Consider the following 24,654-nt stretch of genomic DNA (forward strand, 5'->3'; position numbering starts at 1 on the left):
CCAACCACCGTGCGTGACACACGACGCCGTCATCTACGATCTGGACGGGACGCTCGTCAGACTGGCTGTCGACTGGGACGCCGTGGCCAGCGAGGTATCGACACTCTTGCACGACCGGAACGTCGACCCCGGAACCCGTGACCTCTGGGAGATGCTGACGCTATCCTCGGAAACCGGCCACCGTGACGCCGTCGAGGCGGCCATCACCGACCACGAACGGACCGGCGCGCGCAGCTCAGATCGGCTGCCACTCGCCGACGGGTTCCCCCACAGCGTCCCCGTCGGCGTCTGCTCGCTCAACGCCGAGGAGGCGTGCCGCCTGGCGCTGGAAGTCCACGACCTCGACAGCTATGTCGGCCCGGTTGTCGGCCGTGACACCGTCGGATCATCGAAGCCGGACCCGGAGGGCCTGCTGGCGATTACCGACGAACTCGGTGTCGACCCCGACGCGACGGTGTTCGTCGGCGATTCAGAGAGCGACGCGACGGCCGCTCAGCGGGCCGGGATGGCCTTCGAGTGGGCCAGCGAGTTCGATCAGGCCCGGTATCGCGCGTAGAAGTAGACGCAGACAGCCGTCAGGAACCAGATGAGCGCGCCGATGCGGACCGCGAACATCGCCCGTGCGGTCCAGGTCGGGAGCGTGACCGCGGTCGACGCGAGTACGACGAGCGGCGAGCCGACGAGGATCGTCGTCACGAACGTGACCTGCATTACCCACCCGAAGTCCACGCCGTCCGGGTCCGTCTTCTCGACTGTTGGCACGGTCTGTGTTTCCCCCAGCGGTGGCAAGCCCCTTGCGGTTTCGCACGCGAAGTGAAGACCACGAACAGGCGGAAGCGAGCAACCCGAACAGGTAAGAGGCAGGCGCGCCCCCGCTCGGACATGCCAACGGTCCGGGACCTGCAGGCGATGGCGGGCGAGGAGCCGATCACGATGCTGACCGCGTACGACGCCGTCACCGCGAGCATCGTCGACGACACCGGTGTCGATGCCATCCTCGTCGGTGACAGCATGGGGAATGCCATCCTCGGGCACGACGACACGCTACCGGTCACGCTGGAGGAGATGGCCTCCCGCGTCGGGGCCGTCGCGCGCGGCACGGACGACGCCCTGGTCGTCGCCGACATGCCGTTTCTCTCCTTCGGCGCGGACGAGGGCGAGAGTATCCGGAACTGCGGGCGGATGCTGAAAGAGGAGGGCGCAAACGCCGTCAAACTCGAATCCGGGCCACACACGGTCGACCTGACCGAGCGGCTGACCGAGCTGGGCATCCCGACGATGGCCCACCTCGGGCTCACGCCCCAGAGCGTCAACCAGACCGGCTACACCAGACAGGCGACGGCCCGGGAGGACGCCGAGGAAATCCTCGACCTCGCGCGCGAACACGAGGCCGCCGGCGCGTTCGCGCTAGTGCTCGAACACATCCCGGCCAATCTCGCCGGCAAAGTCACCGAAACCGTCGACATCCCGACCATCGGCATCGGGGCCGGCGGCGACTGCGACGGGCAGGTGCTCGTGTTCACCGACGTGGTCGGGCTCTCCGAGTCCAGCCCGCCGTTCGCCGAGCAGTTCGGCGACGTTCGAAGCGAAGTCGCCGACGCTGTCGACGAATATATCGATGCCGTTGAATCAGGAGCGTTCCCGGCTGAGTCTCACAGCCACACCGCCGACGAACTCGACGACCTGTACTGAGCCGTTTTATACCCCGTTTGGCTGTCCGCTATCCGGCCGCCGCTGTCTGATTCTCCATCCAGGCGTCGTAGGCGGACTGGTTCTTGACGACCACGGTGGCGTTCATCTTGCTGTGGCCCGCCCCGCACATCTCGGCGCAGTACAGCCGGTACTCGCCGGGTTCTGTCGCGCGGGTCCGCGCCGTCATCGTCTGGCTGGGGAAGATGTCCTGCTTGACACCCAGTTGCGGGATGTAAATGGCGTGAATCACGTCCGTGGTCCGCAGCCTGAACGTGACATTCTCGTCGGCCGGAAGCACGAGCCGTTCTTCGGTCGTGACGTTGGCCTCACCGTAGGAGAACTCCCACCCCCACTGGTACGCGAGTACGTCGATTTCCGTATCGTTTGCGAAGGCGTCACCGTCGGTGGACGCCTGTGCCGCCGCGGGCGTGATGTAGGGGTTGGCCATTACGACGAACGCCGAGACGCCGACGAAGACGAGTATCGCGCCCGTCGCGGCCGTCCAGGTGATCTCCAGTGCGGGGTCGTCGACCGTCGGCCGCGGATCGTCGTTGTCCCGGAACCGGTAGATGGCGTAGACGAGCGTGAGTTCGACGAACAGTGTCAGCGGCAGCGCGACGTACAGGAGTTGCGCGTTGAGTTCGTCGATAGCCGCCCGGTTAACCGACTGTGCCGCGGCCGGGGCGGCCAGCAGCGAAAGCCCGATGGCAAGCAGACAGAGCCTGAACACGTGCCGTCGAAGACCCATTAGGTCGCTATTCTAACCCCGCTGTCAAATAAGTTGTCTGTAGTTTACAGTTCGGGTCGTGCTGTCCGAACCCGATCTGCCGCGTACTTTTATAATCACTCAACTGTCATTCGAAGGTAATGGACGCCAGGAACCGGACGACGACTGTTCGCCTCTGGAAGCGCACAGACGAATGCTGAACAGAGCTATCGTCGAGGGCACTGCCCTGGGTGTGCTGGCGCTGACAGTGCTTTTCGTGTGGGTCTGGGAGCGACGAAAGGCCCGCCCGGAGAGCGACGGCGGGTACACGACCCGGGAGGAAATCGAGTTCGAGATCGGGCGAATCCAGTCCGAGGTGTATCGCTGGCTGACCACGACGAACCACCGGGATATCGGGTTGCTCTATATCGCCTTCGGAACCGTCGCGGCGCTGTGGGGCGGCATGGACGCGATGATGCTTCGGACGGAACTGTTGACGCCCCCCGCGGACATCTGGACGCCGGAGACGTACAACGCCCTGTTTACGACTCACGGCCTGACGATGCTGATATTCTTCGTCCTACCGGTCTTTTTCGGCATTGGGAACTACGTCCTGCCGCTGCTCATCGGCGCGGACGACATGGCGTTCCCGCGGGTCAACGCCATCGGCTTCTGGCTCCTGCCGCCGGCGCTCATCATGGTCCGGCTGGGGCTCATGATGCAGGTGCTCGGCCAGATTCTGAACCTGGTCCTCCCGGCGGACACCATCCGGTTTTTCCTCACGATGCGAGAGGTGAGCATCGGCTGGACGCTGTACGCACCGCTGTCGGTCCAGCAACCCAACCCGCAGATCGACATGCTGCTGCTCGGCCTGCACCTGAGTGGCATCGCCACCACCGTGGGGGCCATCAACTTCATCGCGACGGTCGTCTACGAGCGTGATGAGGGCGTCACCTGGGCGAATCTGGACATCTTCTCGTGGAACATGCTCGTCACCAGCGGGCTCGCGCTGTTCGCGTTCCCGCTGCTGGGCAGTGCGCTGGTGATGCTGCTACTGGACCGTAACCTCGGGACCGCCTTTTTCGCCACGGAGGGCGGCGGCGCGATACTCTGGCAACACCTGTTCTGGTTCTGGGGCCATCCAGAGGTGTACATCCTCTTCCTCCCGGCAACGGGGTTGATGAGCACCATCCTGCCGAAGTTCGTCGGTCGGAAGCTGTTTGGCTACCAGTTCATCGTCTACTCGACGCTCGGCCTGGGCGTCCTCTCTTTTGGCGTCTGGGCACATCACATGTTCACGACGAGCGCGGACCCGCGGGTCAAACTCTCCTTCATGGCCGTCTCCATCGCCATCGCCGTCCCGAGCGCCATCAAGATATTCAACTGGATCACGACGATGTGGGAGGGCGACATTCGCCTGACCGCGCCGTTTATCCTCTGTGCCGGCGGTATCGGGACGTTCATCATCGGCGGCGTCACCGGCGTGTTCCTCGCCGTGATCCCGATTGATATTCTCTACCATGGGACCTACTACGTCGTCGGCCACTTCCACCTCATCGTCGTCGGCATCATCCCGTTCCTGATGATCGCCGCGAGCTACTACTGGTACCCGCTCATCACCGGCCGGTGGTACGACACGCGGCTGGCGACGTTCCAGTCGCTGCTCATCGTCTTTGGCTCGTTCGTGACGTTCATGACGCTGCTGGTCATCGGCGGGCTGGGACTCCCGCGGCGACAGGCCATCTACCCGCCGGAGTATCAGTTCGCCCAGCAGATCGCGACCGTGGGCGGTTACATCATCGGCCTCAGCGCCCTGCTGTGGCTCTACAACATGCTCGTCTCCTACTGGCGTGGCTCGCCGGTGGCGACAACGGACCCGTGGGGACTGAAGGCGACGAACCAGTTCACCCGCGAGTGGCAGTGGTTCGAGCAGCGCATGATAGAGAAGTACGACATGGAACCGACTGAACCCGAGACGACGCGGCGCTCCTACGCGCCCGAGGGCGAGCCGACCGGGCTGGCCGGCGGCGTCGGCACCGTTGCCCAGACCGTCTCACGGAACGCCTGGATGGCCGCTGCGGGTGGGTTCGTCGGCACAGTGCTGATGAGCGGCGGGCTCATCACGGCGATACTCATTGGCGTCCTCGATCCTGTCTCCTTCGGTGAAATCGCCGAGCTGGTCGGTCTGCCCGCGAGCCCAGCCATCGGCGCCGTCCTGTTCCTCGTGGGCGGGACCGTCACCTGGCCGCTGATCTTCCTCGCGTTCTCGGAATATCTCCCGGGTCGGCTCCTGTTCGAGACCGGGCTGGTGTTTGCGACGATCATCTCAAGCGGGTTCGCCATCGCCTTCTACACCGGCCAGAGCGGGCTCGCCTTTGTCGGCTATCTCGCCTTCGTCCTCGTTTCACACTGGGCGTACGGCATCGGGCTGACAGTGACTTTCCAGTACCTCAAATCAGACGAAGCGCTCCGGACTCGGACCGACGGAGGCGGATAACTGATGAGCGCCGGCACTGACTCGTTCGTCTTCCAGTATGTCGCACCGTTTGTCGGCGTCCTCCTCATCGCCGTCGGCATCGCCGGGGCCGTACCAGGCGGCTACGCGCTCATCGAACCGGACCTGGAGAACTGCGGGAACCCGACCATCGGCGTCGAATCACCCGAGGAGACGGCCGAGCGGTTCGGCGGGGACGAGCCGAGACCGCGACTCCCGCGACTGACCTTCGAGAACCTGTCGTCGGCCGAGCAGGACGCGTTCCGAACGGCGATAGACGACCCGGTCGGCGAGGTGCAGGTTGTCGGCGACCTGTCGAACGCCGACGCCTTCCGCCGCGGGGCTATCGTTACCTACGAAGGAGGAGAGTACTACGTGACCATCGTCGCCGAAAACACCTGCTTTGCGGCCGCGCCGCTACAGTTCCCCCTCGGCGTGTTCGCCATCGCGCTCGGGTTCCTCTGTGTCCTGGCCCCGCCGCTGTACCGGCGGCTGATACGGTTGGAGCAGCGGGCCGGACGGACCGAGTGAGCGGTCGCGTCGGCTCTCAGATGGCCGCCCCGACGTACAGCACGACGACGAGGAACACCCAGATGAGGTCGACGAAGTGCCAGTACAGCGACGTGGTCCGGATGGCGGTGTCCCGCTCGGGCGTGTAATGGCCCCGAAGTGCACGCCCGAACGCGATAGCGAGCAGGAGGACCCCGAGTGCGACGTGGAGGCCGTGGAGGCCGGTCAGGCCGTAGAACGCGCTCCCGAACGCGCCCGAGTCGATTCCGAAGCCGTCCACGGCGACGAACTCGTAGTACTCGTACACCTGCCCGGCGAGGAAGACGACGCCGAGCGCGAGTGTCACCCCGAGTAGGCCGAGGAACCGCCGCCGGTTCCCGTGCTCCAGCGCCTCGTGCCCGTAGTGGAGCGTCACGCTGCTTGCCAGCAGCAAGGCGGTGTTGATGACCACGAGCGAGCCAAGCAGCGGCGGGAGATGGGTCGGCGGCCACGCGCCGGCCCGGATGAACGCGTAGTAGACGAACCCCGCGGAGAACGTCGCTACGTCGGAGACGAGAAACAGGATCATCGTCGTGGCGTACAGATCGGAATCGCTGTCCCCGCGGTGCCGGACGTAATCGGCGATGAACGCCTCGTTGGCCCACCCGGCAAGCCCGGCCAGCAAGCCAATCGCACCAGCGCCGCCGAGTGCAATCGGGACCACGGACGGGACCAAATCGAGGCCGACGAATACCAATCCGACGCCCAGGTACAGGGACGCAGCGCCGATTGCAGCTATCAGGGGCCAGCGACTCCGGTGTTCGTGGGCGTCTTCGGTGGCGTGTTCGGTTGCCGTCTCCGTCGAACCAGCCATACGCGGTCCTAACGGCGGGGCCTGTAAAACAATACCCCCGCGACTGACACGTCGAGCAAGGGACCCACCCGAATCTTTATGCAATCGTCAACCGACAGTCAGAGTGTGGTTTACGAGACGGGCAACCGAACGGTAGACGACGCCGTCGCACGCGTGCTGGACGGCGAGCGCCTCGACCGCCGGGACGGACTGGCACTCATCGCACAGCCGGTCGATGACTTAGCGGCCGGGGCCGACTACGTCCGCACGAAACTGGGTGATGACACCGTCGACGCGTGTTCGATCGTAAACGCCAAAGCCGGGAACTGCGCGGAGGACTGTGGCTTCTGTGCCCAGTCGGTCCACTTCGACACCGGCATCGACAACTACGGCTTTCTCGGCCCGGAGAAGATACTCGAAGCCGCGAAACGCGCCGAACGCGACGGCGCACAGCGGTTCGGTATCGTCCTCGCCGAGAAAGGCGTCTCGAAGGAGCACCGTCCCGAAGAGTGGGAAGAGGTGCTCGAAGCCATCCGACTCGTCCGTGACGAGACCGACGTGGAGGTCGACGCCAGCCTCGGCATCCTCACTGAAGAGGAGGCCGCGATTCTCGCCGACGAGGGGCTCAATCACTACAATCACAACATCGAGACCTCGCCCCGGTACTTCCCGGAAATCGTCCAGTCCCACACGTTTGAGAAGCGGGTCCAGACGCTCCGGGTCGCCAAGAACGCCGGTATGGACCTCTGTGCTGGCGTCATCCTCGGCATGGGCGAGACGCCGACCGACAGGGTCGACGCGGCGATGGCCCTGCAGGACATCGGGATCTCCTCGCTCCCGGTCAACATCCTGAACCCGGTCGCCGGGACGCCGCTGGCCGAACAGGGGTTGCCGGACATCATGACCGAAGAGGTTGTCAAGACCATCGCGGTGTACCGCCTGCTCCACCCCGAGTCCCGCGTGCGCCTGACCGGTGGACGCGAGGTCAACCTCGACACGGACGGCCAGGTCGCCGCGCTGGAGGCCGGCGCAGACGGCATCCTCACTGGTGATTACCTCACCACGGAGGGACAGTCGGCGGCCGACGACCTCGAAATCATGGACGCGGCCGGACTGGAGCCAAACACCGAGGCCAACCAGTTCGACCCAGAGGCGGTCAAAGAACGCGCGGCCGAGGAGACGGACACCGAGACGGCGGCAGGGACAGCACAGACCAAATCAGAGCTCAAATCCGACGACTGACAATGGACGACATACGCTTTGCAGTGCTTGGCACCGGTGGCATCGGACGGCGGACGCTCGAAGTCTCACAGCACAAAGACGGCCTCACCGCGGTCGCGGCCTGTGACCGCAACGGTGTAGCTGTCGACCACGACGGCCTCGACGTGGGCGAACTGCTGGAGGCGACGGAAGGAAATATTGCGAGCGGGCCGGACGAGGCGTCCGACTCGACGCCGGCGACACCGACGGACGACTACGCCTCGGACGGCGGTGCGGCCGCAGTCGAGGGCGGCGGCGTGAAACAGCACGGCGACGAGGCCGGCATCGTCGCCAGTTCACAGGGCGAACCCACGGAGACGCCTATCGACGACATCATCGCCGAAAGCGATACCATCGACGCCGTCCTGCTGGCGCTGCCGAACCTCGAACACGACTTCATCCCGCGCGTGGCTGAGCGCTTCGCCGAGGCCGACTACGAGGGCGTGCTGATCGACGTGCTCAAACGCTCCCGCGTCATCGGCATGCTCGACGACCGCGAGGATCTGCTGAAAGAATCCGGTATCACGTTCGTCTGCGGGGCCGGCGCGACCCCCGGCTTCCTCACCGGTGCAGCGGCACTCGCCGCCCAGTCCTTTGTGGAGGTCGAGGAGGTCGAAATCTGGTGGGGTGTCGGCCTCAAGTCCGGCTACGAGGACAACCGCGGGACGGTCCGGGAGGACATCGCCCACCTCGACGGCTACGACATCGAACAGGCCCGCGAGATGAGTGAGGAAGAGATCGAGGCGCTCATCGACGACCACGACGGCGTCTTGGAGTTCCACGACATGGAACACGCCGACGACGTGCTGCTGGAACGGGCCGGCATCTGTGACGCAGAGGATGTCCACGTCGGCGGCGTTCTCGACGTTCGCTCGGACGAAAAGCCGACCACGACGACGGTCAGCGTGACCGGGACGACCTTCGATGGAGAGACTGGCACGAACACCTTCGAACTGGACGACGCGACGAGCATGGAGGCCAACGTCAACGGCCCGGCGCTTGGCTACCTGAAGGCCGGCGTCCGGAACAACCGCGCCGGCCACTACGGCGTGTTCGGCCCCGCCGACCTGATGCCCGGATTCTGAGACAGCCTGATTCTGTTTTCCATGACTTATGGTTTCGACTTAGACGCGCGACTCGAACAGCGCGACGCGCGGAATCTCCGCCGGCATCTGGAGGTTGCCGAATCCGTCTCGGCGCGAACCCGATTCGCCGACGACCCGAAAGGCGGTCCGCCGGCGTTCGGCGACGAAATGGTCGTCTTCGCCTCGAACAACTATCTCGGACTGGCCGACGACGGTCGGGTCCAGCGAGCGGCCGAACTGGGCGCACGCACCGTCGGCACTGGCGCGGGGGCCTCGCGGCTGGTCACCGGTGATACGCGAGTCCACCGGGCACTCGAACGGGACCTCGCGGCCTGCAAGGGGACCGAGCGAGCACTGGTGTTTTCGTCGGGCTATGCGGCCAACATCGGGACTATCGACGCGCTGGCCCCCGACGTTGTCTTTTCCGACGAACTGAACCACGCCTCGATTATCGACGGCTGTCGCGTCGGGGCGAGCGAGACGGTGGTGTACGACCACTGCGACCCCGAGGACCTCCGAGACAAGATGGAAACGCGCGCAGCCGAGGCCGACGTAGACGAGCAATGGCTCGTCGTCACCGACTCCGTGTTCTCGATGGACGGGGACATCGCGCCGCTGTCGCCACTTGCCGACGCTGCCGACGAGTACGGCGCATGGCTGATGGTCGACGAAGCACACGCGACGGGGCTGTTCGGCGACGGCGGCGGTGGCGTCGTCCAGCACAAGGGACTGAGCGACCGCGTGGACGTGCAACTGGGGACCCTCTCGAAGGCGCTGGCGAGTCAGGGCGGGTACATCGCTGGCGACGAGGCGCTTGTCGAGTACCTGCTGAACGCCGCGCGGTCGTTCGTCTTCTCGACGGGGCTGTCCCCATCCAGTGCTGCGACGGCCCGCGAAGCGCTGCGAATCGCTCGCGAGACCGACCGTGCGACCGAACTCTGGGACACCGTGGCGACGCTCCGGGACGGTCTGGAGACGATGGGCTACGAGGTGCTGGGCGAGACGCAGATTCTCCCCGTCGTCGTTGGCGACCGCGGGGATGCGCTTGAATTGGCCGAGCGACTACGCGACCACGGGGTCGTCGCCCCTGCCATCAGACCGCCGACAGTGCCGGAGGGCACGTCCCGTATCCGGGTCGCGCCGATGGCGACCCACAGCGCCGACGACATCGCGCAGTGTCTCGACGCCTTCCAGTCCGCTGGTGCGGCGGTGGGCGTACTATGAGCGACGGGTCGGGCTGCCGAGAACCGACTGAGACGGCGGCCCAAATCAGCGACGACGGCGTGTTCGTCGTCGGTACCGACACTGGCGTTGGCAAAACGGTCGTGACGGCCGGCTTGACAGGCTGGCTCCGAGAGCGAGAGACGGAGGCAGTCGCCGTCAAACCCTGCCAGACCGGCTATCCGCCGGACGACGACGCGGCGTTCGTCGAGTCGATCTGTGGCACACCCGAGGCTGCGGTCTGTCTGAAGCGGTTGTCGCCACCGCTGGCCCCAGAAGTTGCAGCGAGGGAATCCGAAACCGACGTGACGCTCTCCTACGAGTCGATCCGCGACGCCGTCATCGATACCGTCGAAACGAGCGAAACGGCCGTCATCGAGGGCATCGGCGGCCTGCACGTCCCGCTTGCGGACGGCCGGGAGGTCGTCGACCTCGTCACAGACGTGGGGCTTCCGGCGCTGGTCGTCGCCCGTTCGGGGCTGGGAACGCTCAATCACACGGGACTGACGGCCCGGGCGCTCCGCCGGCGCGGGGTTCCCGTCGTCGGTGTCGTACTCAACGAGTACGAGGGAGCGACGACCGCTGAACGGACGAACCCCGCGGTCATCGAGCGAATGACCGACGCCCCCGTCTGGACCGTCCCACCACTGGACACCGAGTCGTCTGCGGGCGTGATCGACGGGATTAGCGAACGGCTCCCGGCGTCGGTTTTGGACCCGGCTATCGAGCGGTAGCTGTCGAGACGTGGTCGAACGAAGGGGATAGAACGGGGGCAAACCCCCGTCGTGTGACACTACGGAGCCGGTGAGGCTCCACTTGCCACTACACCACCAATCACTAAAATAGTAAGGTACGTTTCACTTGGAGATTTCGCCGTAATACGTCCCCGTGTTCCGTTAGGAACGGACTAACGCCCAGCCGAAACGGTGGTATTACAGATCGATCGACAGGAGCGATTCGACATCGACGCCGTCATCGAGTAGTGACCGCATACGGTCGACTGTGGCCTCGTTGCGCGTCTGGCCGGTTCGGAGCACCTCCTCGACTCTGTCTATGGTGGTTCGCGTGTCCGACTGCACTGACAGCACTGGGATGTTCCTCTCGGCTGCCTGTCCGATGACCGCGCTGGCAGGCTGGAACCCACCCGTGAGGAGCAACGCCTTGACGCCGGAGGCTTCGAGGGCGGCGGTCTGGACCTCCGAGCGGTCGCCGCCGGTGACGACAACGGCATCGCGCGTCCGGCGGAAGCGTTCGAGCGCGCTGCTGCCGCTCATCGCGCCGACACTGAACCGCTCGACATGCACGTCTGTGTTGGCGTCCCCGGTCAGGATATCCGCGCCGAGACTTCGGGCGAGATCAGCGACGGTGACACCGGCGAGCGAGCGGTCACGCGGCAAGATTCCGTGGACCGGAATCCCCTCGCTTTCGAGGAACGGCACTACGTCGTCAGCGACCTCGTCAACTGTGGCGTCGGTGACGCCGTTGAACAGGACGCCGTCGAGTCGGTCGCCGATCGCCCGGGCCGCGGACAGGATCTCGTCCGTGTCACTGGCGGTACCGTAGCCAGTGACTAACAGCACGCGGGCGTCAAGCAGTTCAGCGATGTCGATGTCCGTGAGGTCGACGATACTGCCGGTCGCCAGGTCGCTGCTCCCCTCGACGAAGAGCAAGTCGGTCCCGTCCGAACACGTCTTGATGCTTTCCTGCAGTCGCTCGCGGAGGTCGTCGGGGTCCTCACGGCCGCGGATGGCCTCCTGGATAAACGTCGGGGAGTAGACGATGGGCTCCATCTCGTGGAGGTCAGTCTCCAGATCGAGCAGTTCGCGGGCGAGCATCGGGTCCTCGTCCCGCGTTTTGCCGACGGCGCTCCGGAGCCGCGTTCCTTTGGGTTTCATGTAGCCGGCGTTGTAGCCCGCGTCCTTGGCGCGCGTCGCGAGCGCGAGCGTGATCGCCGTTTTGCCGATGCCTTCCTCTAGTGATGTGACGAGTAGCGTGTTCGTGTCGGTCATAGTTGCTCCTGATCGAGAGTGAGTCGCAGGTCGACCGCCTGCACCCCGTCGGGCGTCGCGACGAGGGGGTTGATGTCCAGTTCGACGATAGCCGGGAAATCAGTGACGAGCTGTGAGAGCCGCTGGATGGTTTCTACGAGTGTGGCTTCATCGACGGGGTCGCGCCCTCTGGCACCGCGCAACAGCGGCGCGGAGTCGATGTCGTCGAGCATCCCCGCGGCCTCGTTCTCGCTGACTGGGGCGACACTGACGGTGTTGTCTTCGAGCACCTCGACGAAGATTCCGCCGAGGCCAAACAGCAACAGTGGTCCGAACTGCGGGTCACGATTCATCCCGAGAATCGTTTCGACGCCGTTGTCGAGGTCGACCATTTCCTGAACCTGGACGCCGAGTATCGTCGCGTCCGCCTGGTAGTTGCGCGCTCTGACAACGAGATCCTCGTAAGTGTCGCGTACGTCCTCAACGGGAACGTCGACTTCGACGCCGCCGATGTCGGACTTGTGCAGGATGTCCGGGCTGACGATTTTCATCACGACGTTGTCGCCGATTTCCTCGGCGACGGCCTCCGCTTCGACGGGCGAGGAAACGACCTCGCCCTGTGGTGTCGGAATCCCGTACGCATCGAGCAGCTCCATCGCTTCCACGCCGAGCCGGTTCGACCCGCGCCGAGCCGCGGACTCGATCACCTCGCGTGCGCGCTCGCGGTCCACGTCGAAGGTCGTCGGCTCCTCGTAGTCGGTCGCCTTGATCTCTCTGTAGCGTCTGAGCGCGTCCAGGCTCCCGACAGCCCGGGCCGGGTCGAAGTAGTTCGGCACGCCCGCCTCGCTGAGGACGTTCGCACCCGCGTCGACGGACTTCCCGCCCATCAGCGTCGCCGCGACGGGCTTCCCGAACTGCTCCTGCAGTTCGACGACCCGCTCGGCGAGTTCCTCGAAGGACAGAACCGCCGTCGGACAGGCGACGACGACGGCCATCGAGACGCTGTCGTCCGCAAGCACGGTCTCAAGTGCCGTCTCGAAGCGGTCCGCCGGGGCATCGCCGATAATGTCGACCGGATTGTAGATGTTTGCCTCGTCGGGCATCTCTTCGCGGAGCCGGGTGAACGTCTCGTCGCCGAACTGGGCGAGTTGGAGGCCCGAGTCCCCGACGGCGTCGGTCGTCATCACGCCGGGACCACCGGCGTTCGTGACGATAGCGATCTCGTCCCCGTCCGGGAGCGGTTGACCGGCGAGAATCTGGGCGTAGTCGAACAGCTCCTGGACGGATTCGACTCGGAGCGTTCCGGCCTTGTCGAGGCCCGCCTCGTAGGCCCGCTCCGACCCAGCCATCGCACCGGTGTGGGAGGCCGCCGCGCTCGCACCCGCGTCCGTGCGCCCGGACTTGACGAGGACGATCGGCGTGTCCTGTGTCACTTCGCGGGCCGTCTGGACGAACGACGAGCCGTCGTCGATGTCCTCCAGGTAGCCCAGAATCACGTCGGTGTCGGGGTCGTCACCCCACTCGGCGACGAAATCGCTCTCGTCCAGGACGGCCTTGTTCCCGAGCGAGACGATGTCTTTGAAGCCGACATCGCGCTCGGCGGCCCAGTCCAGCACGGCGGTGATGAACGCGCCCGACTGGCTCATAAAGGAGATGTCGCCGTCGCTGGCCATTTCGTTGCCGAACGTGGCGTTGAGGCCGACGGGAGTCGACATCACGCCGAGACTGTTCGGTCCGACCAGATTCAGGTCGTACTCGCGGGCCACCTCGCGGAGCTGTCGTTCACGTTCGGCACCGTCGCTGCCGGTCTCACCGAAGCCAGCGGTGATGACGACGACGTTTTCGATTCCCGCTTGGCCGGCGCTCTCGATAACGTCGACCGCAACCGTCGGCGGCACGACGACGACGGCCACGTCGACTGACGCCGGGTCTTCCAGATCTGTGAGGGTATCATAACATGACAATCCAAGCACCGTCTCTTTGTTCGGGTTCACGGCCACGACCTCCCCTGTAAACGAAGCGAGCAGGTTCGTGGTGACCGCATGACCGACGGATCCCTCCGAATCGGTCGCCCCGACCACTGCGACACGTTCCGGCGCAAACAACGTCGATAGTCGTCCCATGCCTCTACTCGGAGGTTATACTGGGTCCGGAATATAGCTGTGGGGAACTCCCAGCAAGCGGGAATCTAGACGATTCATTACCGCGATTTCGGTGTGAAGACGTTTTTGTTCGTCACCCCCGTAGCGCTCCCGATGACTGAGACTGATCTCCTGGAACCGTTCGATGACGACGTGATCCGTGGCGTCGCCGGAACGAACAACGTCGACGAGGAACAGTTGCGGTCCGCGCTCGCCGACCATCAGCGGACGATGCGCGAGAACCCCGGGGTCGAGGATCTCGTCTACGAGTGGCGGAAACGTTTCGACGAGGCCGTGCTGCATCGCACGCCCGAGACGTTCTTCATGGCCGTCAGGGAAACGGTCTGGCAGGAGTACGGGACCCATCTCGGACTCGACGACTACCTGCTCGCCGCGGTTGTCGCGGTCCACCAGGAGCAGGTACTCCGCGAAACAGCCGTTGACAGCGACGCTATCGACGAGAACGCCGTTGCACTCGTCGTCTCCCGGCAGTCGTCCGAGTAGGACCGTCCATTTTTATATCAGGTGGAGCGCGCTGACTGGAAAAATAGTTGGTATTATCGGATAATATTTCAGTTTAGGTAACCGGCTATTCTATCTCAGAACATAATTTTTGGGTTCCCGAAAACATATTTTCACAAAACAATCTTTAAGTGGCTTCCCACTGTACAATAAGATGACTATGGCAACTCAAGAGCACGTCCGACGCGAGTTCGGGACCGTCGAAGAGAACGAACTCCGCCTCGACAAGGAGAAGTCCGAGCAGGTCATCAGCGCGCTGAACCAGGATCTGGCGGACACGTACACACTGTACCACCAGCTCCGCAAGCACCACTGGAACGTCGAGGGTGCTGAGTTCCGCGACCTGCACCTGTTCCTCGGCGACGCCGCAGAGAACGCCGAGGCGGCGGCCGACGAGATCGCCGAGCGCGCACAGGCCCTCGGCGGCACGCCGATCGCCGGCGGCAAGGCACAGGAAGAACACGCGTCAGTCGAACCGGAAGGCCAGGACGTGTACGACATCCGAACGTCGCTCGAAAACGACCTCGAAATGTTCGGCGATGTCATCGAGTCGCTCCGCGACCACATCGACCTCGCGGAGAACCTCGGCGACCACGCGACGGCGCAGATCCTCCGAGAGATCATCGTCCAGACCGAGGAAGACGCTCACCACATCGAGCACTACCTCGAAGACGACACGCTGGTCCTGGACTAGCGTCGGCACAAAACGACCTGTTTCCGTTTCTTCTACCCCTATCCGATTCTCATTTCCAGCCCGTGTAAAGACGTAGCGTCGGCTACGGGTCGCTACGAGTACGAATACAGCAGAGAGGAACCAGATATAGGCAGAGGGCGGAACGGACTACCGGTGGAGGGCAACGGTTACGTCAGTCGAGATCCAGCCGTCTCGGTTTCCGTCTTCGGTGAACACGGTTCTGTCAGCGCCGCTGTCCAGTGCTGATACGTCCGGGCGGTCCTCTGAGGCCTCGACATCGTCCGTCTGGGATGGCATTATCTGAGTTAGGTACCCCTAAAGTCAAAAGGGTTTTGGTTGGCCTAATCAGTTAGCGGTTCCACCGTCCACAGCAACGCGAGATAGCATATCAGGGTAGACAGGGTCGCAAACGGCGCGGTCTTTAGTACCCGAAGCGACAAGGGACGGGTATGAGTTCCGATGACGACCTCACCGCCCTGATTACGGACCTCGTTACGACGCTCCAAGAGTTAGAGACGGAGGTCGAACCCACGACGGACAGCGGCCTGCCCCGGCCGCCGACGCCGGGGGAGCTCCTCCGGTTCACAAGCGACGTGACCATTCCCGCAATCATTCTCGTCTTGCGGACCAACATCGAGGCGCTGAAGCTGCTCCGGCGCGCTCTCCGGATGGCCGAAGGCCGGCCGACTTCGACCGGCTCTGCCTCCGGGGAAATGCGCCAGCGCGCGAGTGATCTGAGCCGGGCCACGCTGTCCCGTCTCGACGGCGCATTGACGGACCTGCAGCGCGCTGTCGAAGGGACGCCCGAAGACGAGGAGGCGCGCGAACTCATTCAGGAAGCCCAACAACTACGGACACAGATCCAGGAGCGCCTGGCCGACGAGCCAGGCGAGACGGGCGACGACGAATCCGGTCAGGCGACAGACGTACCGGTCGATGTAGACGCCGAGCTACGGTCGATAAAGGACGATATCGATACTGGCGACGACGGCGATAGCGGGAGTGAAAACGAGGACGGAAAATAGTGTATCGCGACGTTCTCGGCGATGTTGAGACGGTCGCACGGAACAAGCGCGGTCCGCTCCAGGGGCCTCGTGCCTTTTTCGACAGCAGTCCTTCGAGCGAGAGGGTAGTCTCTCCAGTCTCGGCCATAACAATATCGCGGACCAGGAGAGGATTTCACCGGCGGCAGAGGCGGATCACCCGACAGGGCGACGACGGCTGATTAGACCGGCTTCCAGCGGTAGCCGTCCCAGTCCTGGCTCTCGGGCACTTTGATTCCCGCGTCGGGGTCGCGGAGTTCCTCGGTGTAGACGGGTTCGACCGCGTCGCCGGTTTCGACTTCGTCCGTCGTCACCTGCCCGAGCGCGCGGACGAACTCGTCGCTCGCGTCGGCGACATCGGTGATATCGAACTCGACAATTGCCAGCGTGTTGGGCTCGCGGACGCCCGGCGGCGTCGCTGTCGAATGCGTCCAGGTGACGACCTCGGCGGTTCGGTCCGCGAGATCGAACGTCTCTTGCTGTGGTTCGCCACACTCCGGACAGCGGGGGTGCGTGGGGTACGAGACGTGACCGTTCGAGCACATGCCTGCTTCCAGCGTCATTCTGCGGCCTCCATGATGGTGGTGATGACACAGTTGCCAAAGCCGCCGACGTTACACGCAAGCGCGGTGTCGGCCTCGACCTGTCGCGGGCCGGCTCCGCCGACGAGCTGTTCGTAGATCTCGACGCCCTGAGCCACCCCACTCGCGCCGAGGGGATGGCCCTTGGACTTGAGCCCGCCGGAGGTGTTGATCGGCAGGTCGCCGTCCTTTGCGGTCGCACCGTCCATGGCAAGCTCCCAGGCTGTGCCCTGGTCTGCGACGCCGATGCCCTCCAGCTGGAGGAACTCAAGAATCGTGAACATGTCGTGTAGTTCCGCCACGTCGAGGTCATCGGGACCGAGGCCCGCCATCTCGTAGGCCTGCTTGCTCGACTCGACGACCCCGCCCATGATCGTCGGGTCGTCGCGCTCGTGGACGACGTGGGTGTCCGTCGCGCCGCCGATGCCGCTGACGAGTGCGTACTCGTCGGTGATCTCTTTGGCCCGCTCTTCGGTCGTGAACATGAGCGCGGCGCTGCCGTCCGTGATCGGACAGAAATCGTACAGCCGCAGCGGGTCCGCGATGATGGGTGACTCCAGCGCTTTCTCCATCGTGATCTCCTTCTGGAACTGCGCCTTCGGGTTGTCCACACCGTTCTTGTGGTTCTTGACCGCCACGCGGGCCAGTGATTCTCGGGGGGCATCGAACCGCTCCAGGTAGTGCCGGGCGGTCATCCCGGCGAAGGACGGGAGCGTCACGCCGTGTTTGTATTCGTCCGGATGAGTGATCGAGGCGATGATGTCGGTGGCCTGCCCCGTTGTCTTGTGGGTCATTTTCTCCCCACCCACCAACAGCGTCATGTCGCTGGCCCCGCTGGCGACGGACTGCCAGGCTTCGTAGATGCCGGCCCCACCCGAGGAGGAGGTCTGATCGACCCGTTCGCTGTAGGCCGGGAGCACGCCCAGATCGTGGGCCAGCAGGTTCATGATTCCCGTTTGCCCCTCGAACTCGCCACTGGCCATGTTCGAGACGTACAGGTGCTCTACGTCATCGGGTGTGACGCCGGCATCCGTGAGACACTCCTCACCGGCTTGGGAGAGCAACTCACGGATCCAGGCGTCGCGTTGCCCGAACTTCGTCATTGACGCGCCGATCACTGCGACTTCCATACCCGTGTCGTCACAGGGGTACCGTGTATTTATTACGGTCTGACCTATCGGATCAGATGAATGTTCAGGCGGTCGTTGTGACGACCGACAGCCCCTCCGCAGGTCGGTCACCAGCCAGCGAGACGAGCAACCGCCAGCCGTCCGCAGTCCGCTCTGCTTTGGCCATCTGTGGCGTGATACTCGTTCGTCGAAGCAGTTCGACAGCAATCGGTAACACCGGACAGCGAAGGTCCGACAGCGTCGGCCGATAGTTCCGTAATGTGATATATTTCGGACAGCGGCCCGGGCCACCGGCCGCGGGTTCGATAGTCGCTGTATCGACCAGGCCCGCGGCTTCGATGTCGGACACGGCGTCCCGTACCGGTGCAGGTCCGCTTTGCTTTCTCGGTAACTGGCCGGCGGCTTCACGCAATGTGTCCGCCTGCACCGCCGGGTCGAGGCGGTCCGCCACGGCCTCGGCCATGCTTTCGAGCATCGCCAGACAGAGTCGCTCGCGGTTCTCGGTCTCCTCGGCCGCGTTGAGATAGCTGTCGATGACCGCCTGCTCGACGGAGCGGTGGCGGCCCGACAGCACCTCAAACAGCGCTCCGGCGACCGTATGGCAGTACTCCGGGAGCGACGGCGGGGCGGTCCTGACGGCGTCGGTTCCCCACGGGGCCTCACAAACGATGAGGCCGTGGACGGTGACCCGCGGGTCATATCGTCGGAGAGCGCTTCGGTAGGCGGTCGCGACGCTGGCCGCTTCGGCGGCCGTCTCGCGGTCCGGGAACTGCATGCCCGACACCGGGAACGGCGGCGTCCCCGTTCTGGCGCTCACGACGCGATACGGACCGACAGCGACGCTGAGGTCCGAGAGCCTGTCGCGGATGTCTGCGAGTGTTCGTCCTACCATTGTGACTGAGTCGGGTTCGGTTCGAAACGTGGGACAGTGTCAGTGCCGCGTTCGGTCGGGGACCGACAGGCGTCGACAGCGGTGGTCGCTCTTTGCCCGATACCAGCACCGTCGGTACAGGTACAGAACGCCCCGACCCCGACCGTACGCATCCCTCCTTGCAGGCACCTCGGATGTTCGCATGTGAGTCGGGGTCCTCGGTTCATGGCTCGGCCTTACAGGTTTCCGGCGACGATGTCGGCGACGCGCTGGCGGTCGAACCTCGTCGGTTCATACTGTTTTAGGCTTGCCTAAAGCATTTAAACCTTCCCATATTTAGGCACGCCAAAACCAACTGGCATCGACAAACGGTGGCCCTGAAACTGAAAATCCACACAAGATATATTTGTGTGTGCTAGCCACGCACAAATATGCAGGAGGCCTGGCTCCAGTTACAGTGTCCGGCATGTTCAGTGACGTGGGAAGAACGCGTGTCCGACCTCCCGGCCCCGGACACGGCGTTTGACTGTGACGGCTGCGGGGCAGAACGGTCGCTGTCGGAGTTCATGCGGACCGCCCGTGACCTCGAAGTACTGCAGGCGTTTACTGAATCCTAATACGGCGCTCGCGCCGCCGCCTTCCATTCCTCGCCTCGTTCGACCTTCGTCGGCTGGCGGCGCTTGCCCACGCTTGCCAGCCGGCCGGCCAGCGTCCACTCGTCGGCGTATTCCACCGAGTCACGTTGGTGTGCTGCCACAGCGGCCCGCTGCCGGTCAGTCACGTACGCGCTGACAGCGGCAGAGATAGCCGCTGCCTCCGCCTGGGATGCGTCGGCAGGTATCGATAGCGACAAGTCATCGGTTGCCGTGCCGTCTGCGGTGGGCGCTGCCTCCACGTTCGGCTGTGATGAGTCACGCGCCGCCATCTTACAGTGGGATGTTACCGTGATCCTTCGGCGGGGTGTCCTCGCGCTTGCGCCCCAGGAGATCGAGGTCCTGAATGAGTCGCTTCCGCGTGTCCTTCGGTTCGATGACATCGTCGAGGTAGCCACGCTTCGCCGGCCCGTACGGGTTGGCGAACTCGTCGCGGAACTCGTCCATCAGTTCCTGCCGTTTGGCATCCGGGTCGTCGGCGTCCGCGATCTCGTTCCGGTACAGGATGTTGACCGCGCCCCGGGGACCCAGCACTGCCATCTCCGATCCGGGCCAGGCGTAGTTCACGTCGCTGCCCAGGAACTTCGAGGACATGACGATGTACGCGCCGCCGTAGGCCTTCCGCACGACGACCGACAGCAGCGGCACCGTCGCCTCGGCGTAGGCGTAGATTAACTTCGCGCCCCGGCGGATGATGCCGTTGTGTTCCTGGTCCGTGCCGGGCATGAATCCGGGCACGTCGACGAGCGTGAGGATGGGGATGTTAAACGAGTCACAGAAGCGGACGAACCGAGCGGCCTTTTCTGCTGCGTCGATATCTAACGTTCCCGCGCTCACGCGGGGCTGGTTGGCGACGACGCCGACCGACTGGCCGTCCAGCCGCGAGAAGCCGATGACGACGTTGCGCGCCCAGTTGCCATGGACCTCGAAGAAGGATTCTTCGTCGACGATGGAGTCGATGACCTTCGTCATGTCGTAGGGCTTGCGCGGCGCTGACGGGACGATGTCGGTCACTTCGGGAATCTCGCGGTCGGGGTCGTCCCACGGCTTGACACGGGGCGGGTCCTCCATGTTGTTCGCCGGCAGGTACGACAGGAGACGGCGGATGTTCTCCAGGGCCTCCTCCTCCGAGGGATACGAGAAGTGGGCGACACCGGATTTCGTCGAATGGGAGCCCGCACCGCCGAGTTCCTCCTTGGACACCTGTTCACCGGTCACCGTTTCGATCACGTCCGGCCCGGTGATGAACATGTGGCTGGTGTCCTGGACCATGAAGGTGAAATCAGTCAGCGCCGGGCTGTAGGTTGCCCCGCCGGCGCACGGCCCCATGATGGCCGAAATCTGCGGGATGAGGCCGCTCGCTTTGGTGTTGCGCTCGAAGATCTTGGCGAAACCGACCAGCGAGTCGACGCCCTCCTGGATGCGTGCGCCGCCGGAGTCGTTGAGCCCGATGACGGGGACACCGTTCTCGATGGCCTTGTCCATCACCTTACAGATCTTGTCGGCCACGACCTCGCCGACCGAGCCGCCGAGCACGGTAAAATCGTGGGCGAACAGGAACACCTTCCGCCCGTCGACCTCGCCGTAGCCGGTGACGACCGCATCGCCGGCGAAGCGCTTTTCCTCCATGCCGAAGTTCGTGGACCGGTGCTCGACGAACGGATCGACCTCGTTGAACGTCCCGTCGTCGACGAGGAAGTCGATGCGCTCGCGGGCGGTCATCTTGCCCTTCTCGTGTTGGGATTCGATACGGGCCTCGCCACCGCCAAGTTCGGCCTCGGCGCGTTTCCGTCTGAGCTCTTCGACCGCGTCGTCGGGCGTTTCGCTCTCGTCGTCTGGTTCTTCCTGTTGACTCATGTTACCACTCCATGCCGCCGTTGACGCCGAGTACCTGTCCGGTCATGTAACTCGACTCCTCGCTTGCGACGAATCTAACGATTCCGGCGATGTCTTCGACGCGTGCGAACCGATCGAGTGGGATCTCTCGCAGGATCTTCTCCTGCACGCGTTCGGGCACCTCATCTAACATATCGGTCTTGACGAATCCCGGCGCGACACAGTTCGCGGTCGAACCCGTATGCGCTAGTTCGAGGGCAAGCGTCCGCGTAAAGCCGAACAGTCCGGACTTCGTCGTCGCGTAGTTGGCCTGCCCGATGTTGCCTTGCTGGCCGACAACGCTAGAGATATTTATCAGACGACCGTGTTCAGCGTCCCGAATGTCATCGTAGAAAGCCTTTGTGCCGTTGAACACGCCACCGAGATTGACATTCATAACCGTGTCCCAGTCTTCGCGAGTCATGTTCTCGAACTTCTTGTCGATGGTGATACCGGCGTTGTTGACGAGTACGTCCGCGGGACCGAACTCGTCGGCGACCGTCTCACGCATCGCCTGCACTTCGTCGAGTTTCGCCACGTCGGCCTGGGCCGCGATAGCGTTGCCACCGTTCTCGCGGATATCCTCGACAACGGCACGGGCTTCCGCGTCCGAGGACCGATAGTTCACCACGACGTTGGCCCCGTGTGCGCCTAGGTCTTTGGCGATTCCGCGGCCGATACCGCGCGATGACCCGGTGACGACACAGGTTTGATTGTCCAGGTTCATTTGTGTTCGAGGGGAGCCCTGTTGCTTCGTACGCTCATCACCTAATCTGGCAAAGCACAGCCAGATAATAGTTCCCCCTATACAACATTAAACGACGACCGTCGAATATAATGACAGTAGAATATCAGCATCATTATGGCTAGAAAACACTTCCACGAGGGCAGCAAAAGCGGAGAACGCCAACTCTTTTAGGATGGCCTAAAGAGATACGGCCAGTACATGACAGCCGACATCTGCGTGATGGTGCCGACGATCAGAAACCACGAATGTATGCGGTCGTACTTCCAGAACGCCCGGGATCACGGGTTCGATCTGGACCGATTGTTCGTCGTACTCATCACCGAGGATTTCTGTGACACCGACGCGATGGAACAGATGCTCGACGAAGAGGGTGTCGAGGGTGCCGTCTACGACGGAACCGCCCGCGAGACGTGGTTTGCCGACCACGGCGCGAGCGAGTACGCTCATCTTATTCCCGAAGCAAGCCACGCCCAAACGTCGTTTGGCCTCCTCTACATGTGGGCCAACGACTACGAATACGGCGTGTTCATCGACGACGACACGCTGCCACACGAGGACGCGGACTTCTTTGGCACCCACATGGAGAACCTGGCCTTCGAGGGCGAGATCGAGACCGTCAGCTCCGACGAGCAGTGGGTCAACGTGCTCTACCAGAACGAGGATGAACACGGGCTGTACCCGCGTGGCTACCCCTACGCCGCGATGGACGAGACGGTGTCGACAGCGGCGACGCAGGTCGACGACGTGGTCGCCTCCCAGGGCCTCTGGACGAACGTTCCCGACCTCGACGCCGTTCGCATCCTGATGGACGGCGACCTGCAGGGGCAGGCCCAGACCCGGACTAGCGCCGAGGACTTCGGCGAGGACTTCGTCGCCGCCGAGGGCCAGTATCTCACCGTCTGCTCGATGAACCTCGCCTTCCGCCGCGAGGTCATCCCGGCGTTCTACCAGCTCCCGATGGACGAAAACGAGTGGGACGTGGGCCGCTTCGACGACATCTGGTCGGGCGTGTTCCTCAAGCGCGCCTGCGACGTGCTGGGCAAGCAGATCTACAACGGCGACCCGCTGTGTGAGCACAACAAAGCTCCCCGCTCGACGTTCTCGGACCTGACCAACGAGGTCCACGGGCTCGAACTCAACGAACACGTCTGGGAAATCGTCGACGAGGCCGGCGCGGACGCCGACTCCTACGCTGGTGTGTTCGAGGACATCGCGACGGCCATGAGCGAGGGCGATTTCAGCGACTGGGAAAACGGTGCCTTCGTTAACTACTGCGGGGAGTTCATGCTCGACTGGCTCGCGTGTCTCGACGAACTGGAGAACGCCGCGACGGAACAGGTCCCCGCAGCCGCGGACGACTAGAAAGGCCTAAGTTGTTTAGGCAACCCTAAATCAAATAATGAGTGATTCTACCGATACGACGGGACGTACCGTGACGCAGTCACGCCGACGATTCCTTGCCCTTAGCGGCACTACTGCGGCAACAGCTATCGCCGGCTGTTCCGGCCTTCTCAGTGGCGGCGGCGGCGGTGACGGGGGCAGCGATGGTGGTACCGGTACTGATAGCGGAACCGGCCAGATATCCCTTGCTGATTTCCGTGGCTCCGGCCCGCTGGTAGCACAGCGAGACGCCCCCGGCGGCACGTCCATCGAGGAGTTGCCGGACCTCAGCGGCGAACTGACGCTGTATCTCGGTGGTGGCGAGGGCGGACTGTATCTCGACCTGATCAACCTGTTCGAACAGCTGTACCCTGATTTCACGGCGAACCACCGTCTCGAAGCCTCCAGTGACCTCGCAAACACGATTATCGAAGAGAACGAGGCCGGCGCGAGTCCCGCCGACGTGTTCATGTCAATCGACGCCGGCTCGCTCGGCGCCGTTGCGAACGCCGGTGCGACCGCGAGCCTCCCCGAGGAGGCCCTCTCGACGGTCCCCGAAGCCTACCAGGACAGCGAGGGCCGCTGGGTCGGCATCGCCGGTCGCGCCCGGGCGATTCCGTATAACACGAACCAGATATCCGAATCCGACATCCCGTCGACGGTTCAGGAGTTCCCCGAGACGGCCGCGCTCGAAAACAGCATGGGCTGGGCACCGAGCTACGGCGCGTTCCAGTCGTTCGTCACCGCGATGCGGCTCATCCGCGGCGACGACGAGACGCGGGCGTGGCTCCAAGCGATGCAGGACCACGGCATCGAAACCTACCCCGACGAGTTCCGCGTTTCGAACGCCTGTGCCGACGGGGAACTGACCGCCGGCTTCGCCAACCACTACTACACGCTCCGGGTCCAGTCCGCCCGCGAGAACGCGCCTATCGGCCTCGCGTTCACCGAGGGTGACGCCGGGGCGCTGGTCAACGTTTCCGGGCTCGAAATCATCAACGGAACCGACAACGCGGACCTGGCGTCGAACTTCGTCCGGCACGTCCTCTCGGCGGAGGCTCAAGAGTTCTTCGCCACCCGGACCTTCGCGTATCCGATGATTCCGGGCGTTGCACCGGTCGGGGACCTGCCGCGAATCGACGACCTGAACCCGCCGGACATCAACCTGACCGAGCTGGCCGACGTGGCTGGAACCGTCGACTTGCTTCGGGACGCTGGCGTCCTCTAA

General features: G+C 63.9%; 26 protein-coding genes. 14 read left to right on the top strand and 12 right to left on the bottom strand.

The window, feature by feature from the left end:
* The first annotated feature begins 13 nt into the window (after nt 1–13).
* Nucleotides 14–556: an HAD family hydrolase gene (locus tag NDI54_RS09245; RefSeq protein WP_310896158.1), complete on the top strand. Its 543-nt coding sequence runs from the start codon at nt 14–16 to the stop codon at nt 554–556.
* On the opposite strand, the gene NDI54_RS09250 is transcribed toward NDI54_RS09245, so the two are convergent.
* Entirely contained in the window at nt 535–762 is a 228-nt protein-coding gene (locus NDI54_RS09250; RefSeq protein ID WP_310896159.1) for a DUF5822 domain-containing protein, read from the bottom strand. The two genes, NDI54_RS09245 and NDI54_RS09250, sit on opposite strands and share 22 nt — an antisense overlap.
* A 120-nt stretch (nt 763–882) precedes the next feature.
* Between NDI54_RS09250 and panB the strand changes: the two genes are divergently transcribed.
* Complete coding sequence (panB, locus tag NDI54_RS09255; RefSeq protein WP_310896160.1) at nt 883–1,692, top strand: 3-methyl-2-oxobutanoate hydroxymethyltransferase; 810 nt, start codon at nt 883–885, stop codon at nt 1,690–1,692.
* Nucleotides 1,693–1,720: 28 nt separating this feature from the next.
* Here panB and coxB read toward each other — a convergent pair whose 3' ends face one another.
* On the bottom strand, nt 1,721–2,440 hold the full coding sequence (gene coxB / locus NDI54_RS09260; RefSeq protein ID WP_310896161.1) for a cytochrome c oxidase subunit II: 720 nt from the start codon (nt 2,438–2,440) through the stop codon (nt 1,721–1,723).
* Between the two features lie 172 nt (nt 2,441–2,612).
* Between coxB and NDI54_RS09265 the strand changes: the two genes are divergently transcribed.
* On the top strand, nt 2,613–4,895 hold the full coding sequence (locus tag NDI54_RS09265; RefSeq protein ID WP_310896162.1) for a DUF6789 family protein: 2,283 nt from the start codon (nt 2,613–2,615) through the stop codon (nt 4,893–4,895).
* Nucleotides 4,896–4,898: 3 nt separating this feature from the next.
* Nucleotides 4,899–5,423 (top strand): hypothetical protein, encoded by a 525-nt coding sequence (locus NDI54_RS09270; protein WP_310896163.1) that lies wholly within the window; start codon nt 4,899–4,901, stop codon nt 5,421–5,423.
* 16 nt (nt 5,424–5,439) lie between these two features.
* Here the strand turns inward: NDI54_RS09270 and NDI54_RS09275 are convergent, their stop codons facing one another.
* Nucleotides 5,440–6,255 carry a cytochrome c oxidase subunit 3 gene (locus NDI54_RS09275; protein WP_310896164.1) on the bottom strand — a complete coding sequence of 272 codons (816 nt, stop codon included), beginning with the start codon at nt 6,253–6,255 and terminating at the stop codon, nt 5,440–5,442.
* Nucleotides 6,256–6,360: 105 nt separating this feature from the next.
* Between NDI54_RS09275 and bioB the strand changes: the two genes are divergently transcribed.
* Genes bioB through bioD form a run of 4 tightly spaced genes read left to right on the top strand, consistent with a single transcriptional unit; the run spans nt 6,361 to nt 10,534 of the window.
* Entirely contained in the window at nt 6,361–7,476 is a 1,116-nt protein-coding gene (gene bioB, locus NDI54_RS09280) for a biotin synthase BioB (protein ID WP_310896165.1), read from the top strand.
* A 2-nt stretch (nt 7,477–7,478) separates the two neighbouring features.
* Nucleotides 7,479–8,579 carry a transcriptional regulator gene (locus NDI54_RS09285; protein ID WP_310896166.1) on the top strand — a complete coding sequence of 367 codons (1,101 nt, stop codon included), beginning with the start codon at nt 7,479–7,481 and terminating at the stop codon, nt 8,577–8,579.
* A 21-nt stretch (nt 8,580–8,600) separates the two neighbouring features.
* The gene (locus NDI54_RS09290) at nt 8,601–9,803 is read left to right on the top strand and encodes an aminotransferase class I/II-fold pyridoxal phosphate-dependent enzyme (RefSeq protein WP_310896167.1); all 1,203 of its coding nucleotides are present in this window, start codon (nt 8,601–8,603) and stop codon (nt 9,801–9,803) included.
* Complete coding sequence (gene bioD, locus NDI54_RS09295) at nt 9,800–10,534, top strand: dethiobiotin synthase (RefSeq protein ID WP_310896168.1); 735 nt, start codon at nt 9,800–9,802, stop codon at nt 10,532–10,534. The genes NDI54_RS09290 and bioD overlap by 4 nt, the downstream gene beginning before the upstream one ends.
* A 198-nt stretch (nt 10,535–10,732) precedes the next feature.
* Here the strand turns inward: bioD and NDI54_RS09300 are convergent, their stop codons facing one another.
* Together NDI54_RS09300 and acs are read right to left on the bottom strand one after the other, a co-directional pair.
* Nucleotides 10,733–11,809, bottom strand: coding sequence for a phosphotransacetylase family protein (locus NDI54_RS09300; RefSeq protein ID WP_310896169.1), 1,077 nt, complete (start codon nt 11,807–11,809; stop codon nt 10,733–10,735).
* On the bottom strand, nt 11,806–13,911 hold the full coding sequence (gene acs, locus NDI54_RS09305; RefSeq protein ID WP_310896170.1) for an acetate--CoA ligase alpha subunit: 2,106 nt from the start codon (nt 13,909–13,911) through the stop codon (nt 11,806–11,808). The genes NDI54_RS09300 and acs overlap by 4 nt, the downstream gene beginning before the upstream one ends.
* Nucleotides 13,912–14,043: 132 nt before the next feature.
* Between acs and NDI54_RS09310 the strand changes: the two genes are divergently transcribed.
* Nucleotides 14,044–14,433 carry a hypothetical protein gene (locus tag NDI54_RS09310; RefSeq protein ID WP_310896171.1) on the top strand — a complete coding sequence of 130 codons (390 nt, stop codon included), beginning with the start codon at nt 14,044–14,046 and terminating at the stop codon, nt 14,431–14,433.
* A gap of 178 nt (nt 14,434–14,611) precedes the next feature.
* The gene (dpsA, locus tag NDI54_RS09315) at nt 14,612–15,145 is read left to right on the top strand and encodes a DNA starvation/stationary phase protection protein DpsA (RefSeq protein ID WP_310896172.1); all 534 of its coding nucleotides are present in this window, start codon (nt 14,612–14,614) and stop codon (nt 15,143–15,145) included.
* A 147-nt stretch (nt 15,146–15,292) separates the two neighbouring features.
* Here the strand turns inward: dpsA and NDI54_RS09320 are convergent, their stop codons facing one another.
* Nucleotides 15,293–15,442: a hypothetical protein gene (locus NDI54_RS09320; protein WP_310896173.1), complete on the bottom strand. Its 150-nt coding sequence runs from the start codon at nt 15,440–15,442 to the stop codon at nt 15,293–15,295.
* Nucleotides 15,443–15,594: 152 nt separating this feature from the next.
* On the opposite strand from NDI54_RS09320, the gene NDI54_RS09325 reads away from it, so the two are divergent.
* Nucleotides 15,595–16,170, top strand: coding sequence for a DUF7547 family protein (locus NDI54_RS09325; RefSeq protein ID WP_310896174.1), 576 nt, complete (start codon nt 15,595–15,597; stop codon nt 16,168–16,170).
* Nucleotides 16,171–16,370: 200 nt separating this feature from the next.
* Here the strand turns inward: NDI54_RS09325 and NDI54_RS09330 are convergent, their stop codons facing one another.
* The 3 genes from NDI54_RS09330 to NDI54_RS09340 form a co-directional block, all read right to left on the bottom strand.
* Nucleotides 16,371–16,751: a Zn-ribbon domain-containing OB-fold protein gene (locus tag NDI54_RS09330; protein ID WP_310896175.1), complete on the bottom strand. Its 381-nt coding sequence runs from the start codon at nt 16,749–16,751 to the stop codon at nt 16,371–16,373.
* Nucleotides 16,748–17,899, bottom strand: a complete 1,152-nt coding sequence (locus NDI54_RS09335) for a thiolase family protein (RefSeq protein WP_310896176.1) — start codon at nt 17,897–17,899, stop codon at nt 16,748–16,750. Before NDI54_RS09335 ends, NDI54_RS09330 begins: the two co-directional genes overlap by 4 nt.
* Before the next feature lie 64 nt (nt 17,900–17,963).
* Nucleotides 17,964–18,791 (bottom strand): DUF7551 domain-containing protein, encoded by an 828-nt coding sequence (locus NDI54_RS09340; RefSeq protein ID WP_310896177.1) that lies wholly within the window; start codon nt 18,789–18,791, stop codon nt 17,964–17,966.
* A gap of 410 nt (nt 18,792–19,201) precedes the next feature.
* Here NDI54_RS09340 and NDI54_RS09345 point away from each other — a divergent pair, with 410 nt between their 5' ends.
* Complete coding sequence (locus NDI54_RS09345) at nt 19,202–19,387, top strand: DUF7836 family putative zinc-binding protein (protein WP_310896178.1); 186 nt, start codon at nt 19,202–19,204, stop codon at nt 19,385–19,387.
* Here NDI54_RS09345 and NDI54_RS09350 read toward each other — a convergent pair.
* The 3 genes from NDI54_RS09350 to NDI54_RS09360 are packed head-to-tail and all read right to left on the bottom strand — an operon-like array spanning nt 19,384 to nt 22,025.
* Complete coding sequence (locus NDI54_RS09350; RefSeq protein ID WP_310896179.1) at nt 19,384–19,695, bottom strand: hypothetical protein; 312 nt, start codon at nt 19,693–19,695, stop codon at nt 19,384–19,386. The two genes, NDI54_RS09345 and NDI54_RS09350, sit on opposite strands and share 4 nt — an antisense overlap.
* 1 nt (nt 19,696) lies before the next feature.
* Nucleotides 19,697–21,280, bottom strand: a complete 1,584-nt coding sequence (locus NDI54_RS09355) for an acyl-CoA carboxylase subunit beta (RefSeq protein ID WP_310896180.1) — start codon at nt 21,278–21,280, stop codon at nt 19,697–19,699.
* Between the two features lies 1 nt (nt 21,281).
* The gene (locus tag NDI54_RS09360; protein WP_310896181.1) at nt 21,282–22,025 is read right to left on the bottom strand and encodes a beta-ketoacyl-ACP reductase; all 744 of its coding nucleotides are present in this window, start codon (nt 22,023–22,025) and stop codon (nt 21,282–21,284) included.
* Nucleotides 22,026–22,244: 219 nt separating this feature from the next.
* Between NDI54_RS09360 and NDI54_RS09365 the strand changes: the two genes are divergently transcribed.
* Together NDI54_RS09365 and NDI54_RS09370 are read left to right on the top strand one after the other, a co-directional pair.
* A complete protein-coding gene (locus NDI54_RS09365; protein ID WP_310896182.1) occupies nt 22,245–23,408 on the top strand; it encodes an alpha-1 4-glucan-protein synthase in 1,164 nt (387 codons plus the stop codon).
* Nucleotides 23,409–23,445: 37 nt separating this feature from the next.
* Complete coding sequence (locus tag NDI54_RS09370; protein WP_310896183.1) at nt 23,446–24,654, top strand: extracellular solute-binding protein; 1,209 nt, start codon at nt 23,446–23,448, stop codon at nt 24,652–24,654.

The sequence above is a fragment of the Haloarcula terrestris genome, from assembly GCF_031624315.1.
GTDB lineage: Archaea > Halobacteriota > Halobacteria > Halobacteriales > Haloarculaceae > Haloarcula > Haloarcula terrestris.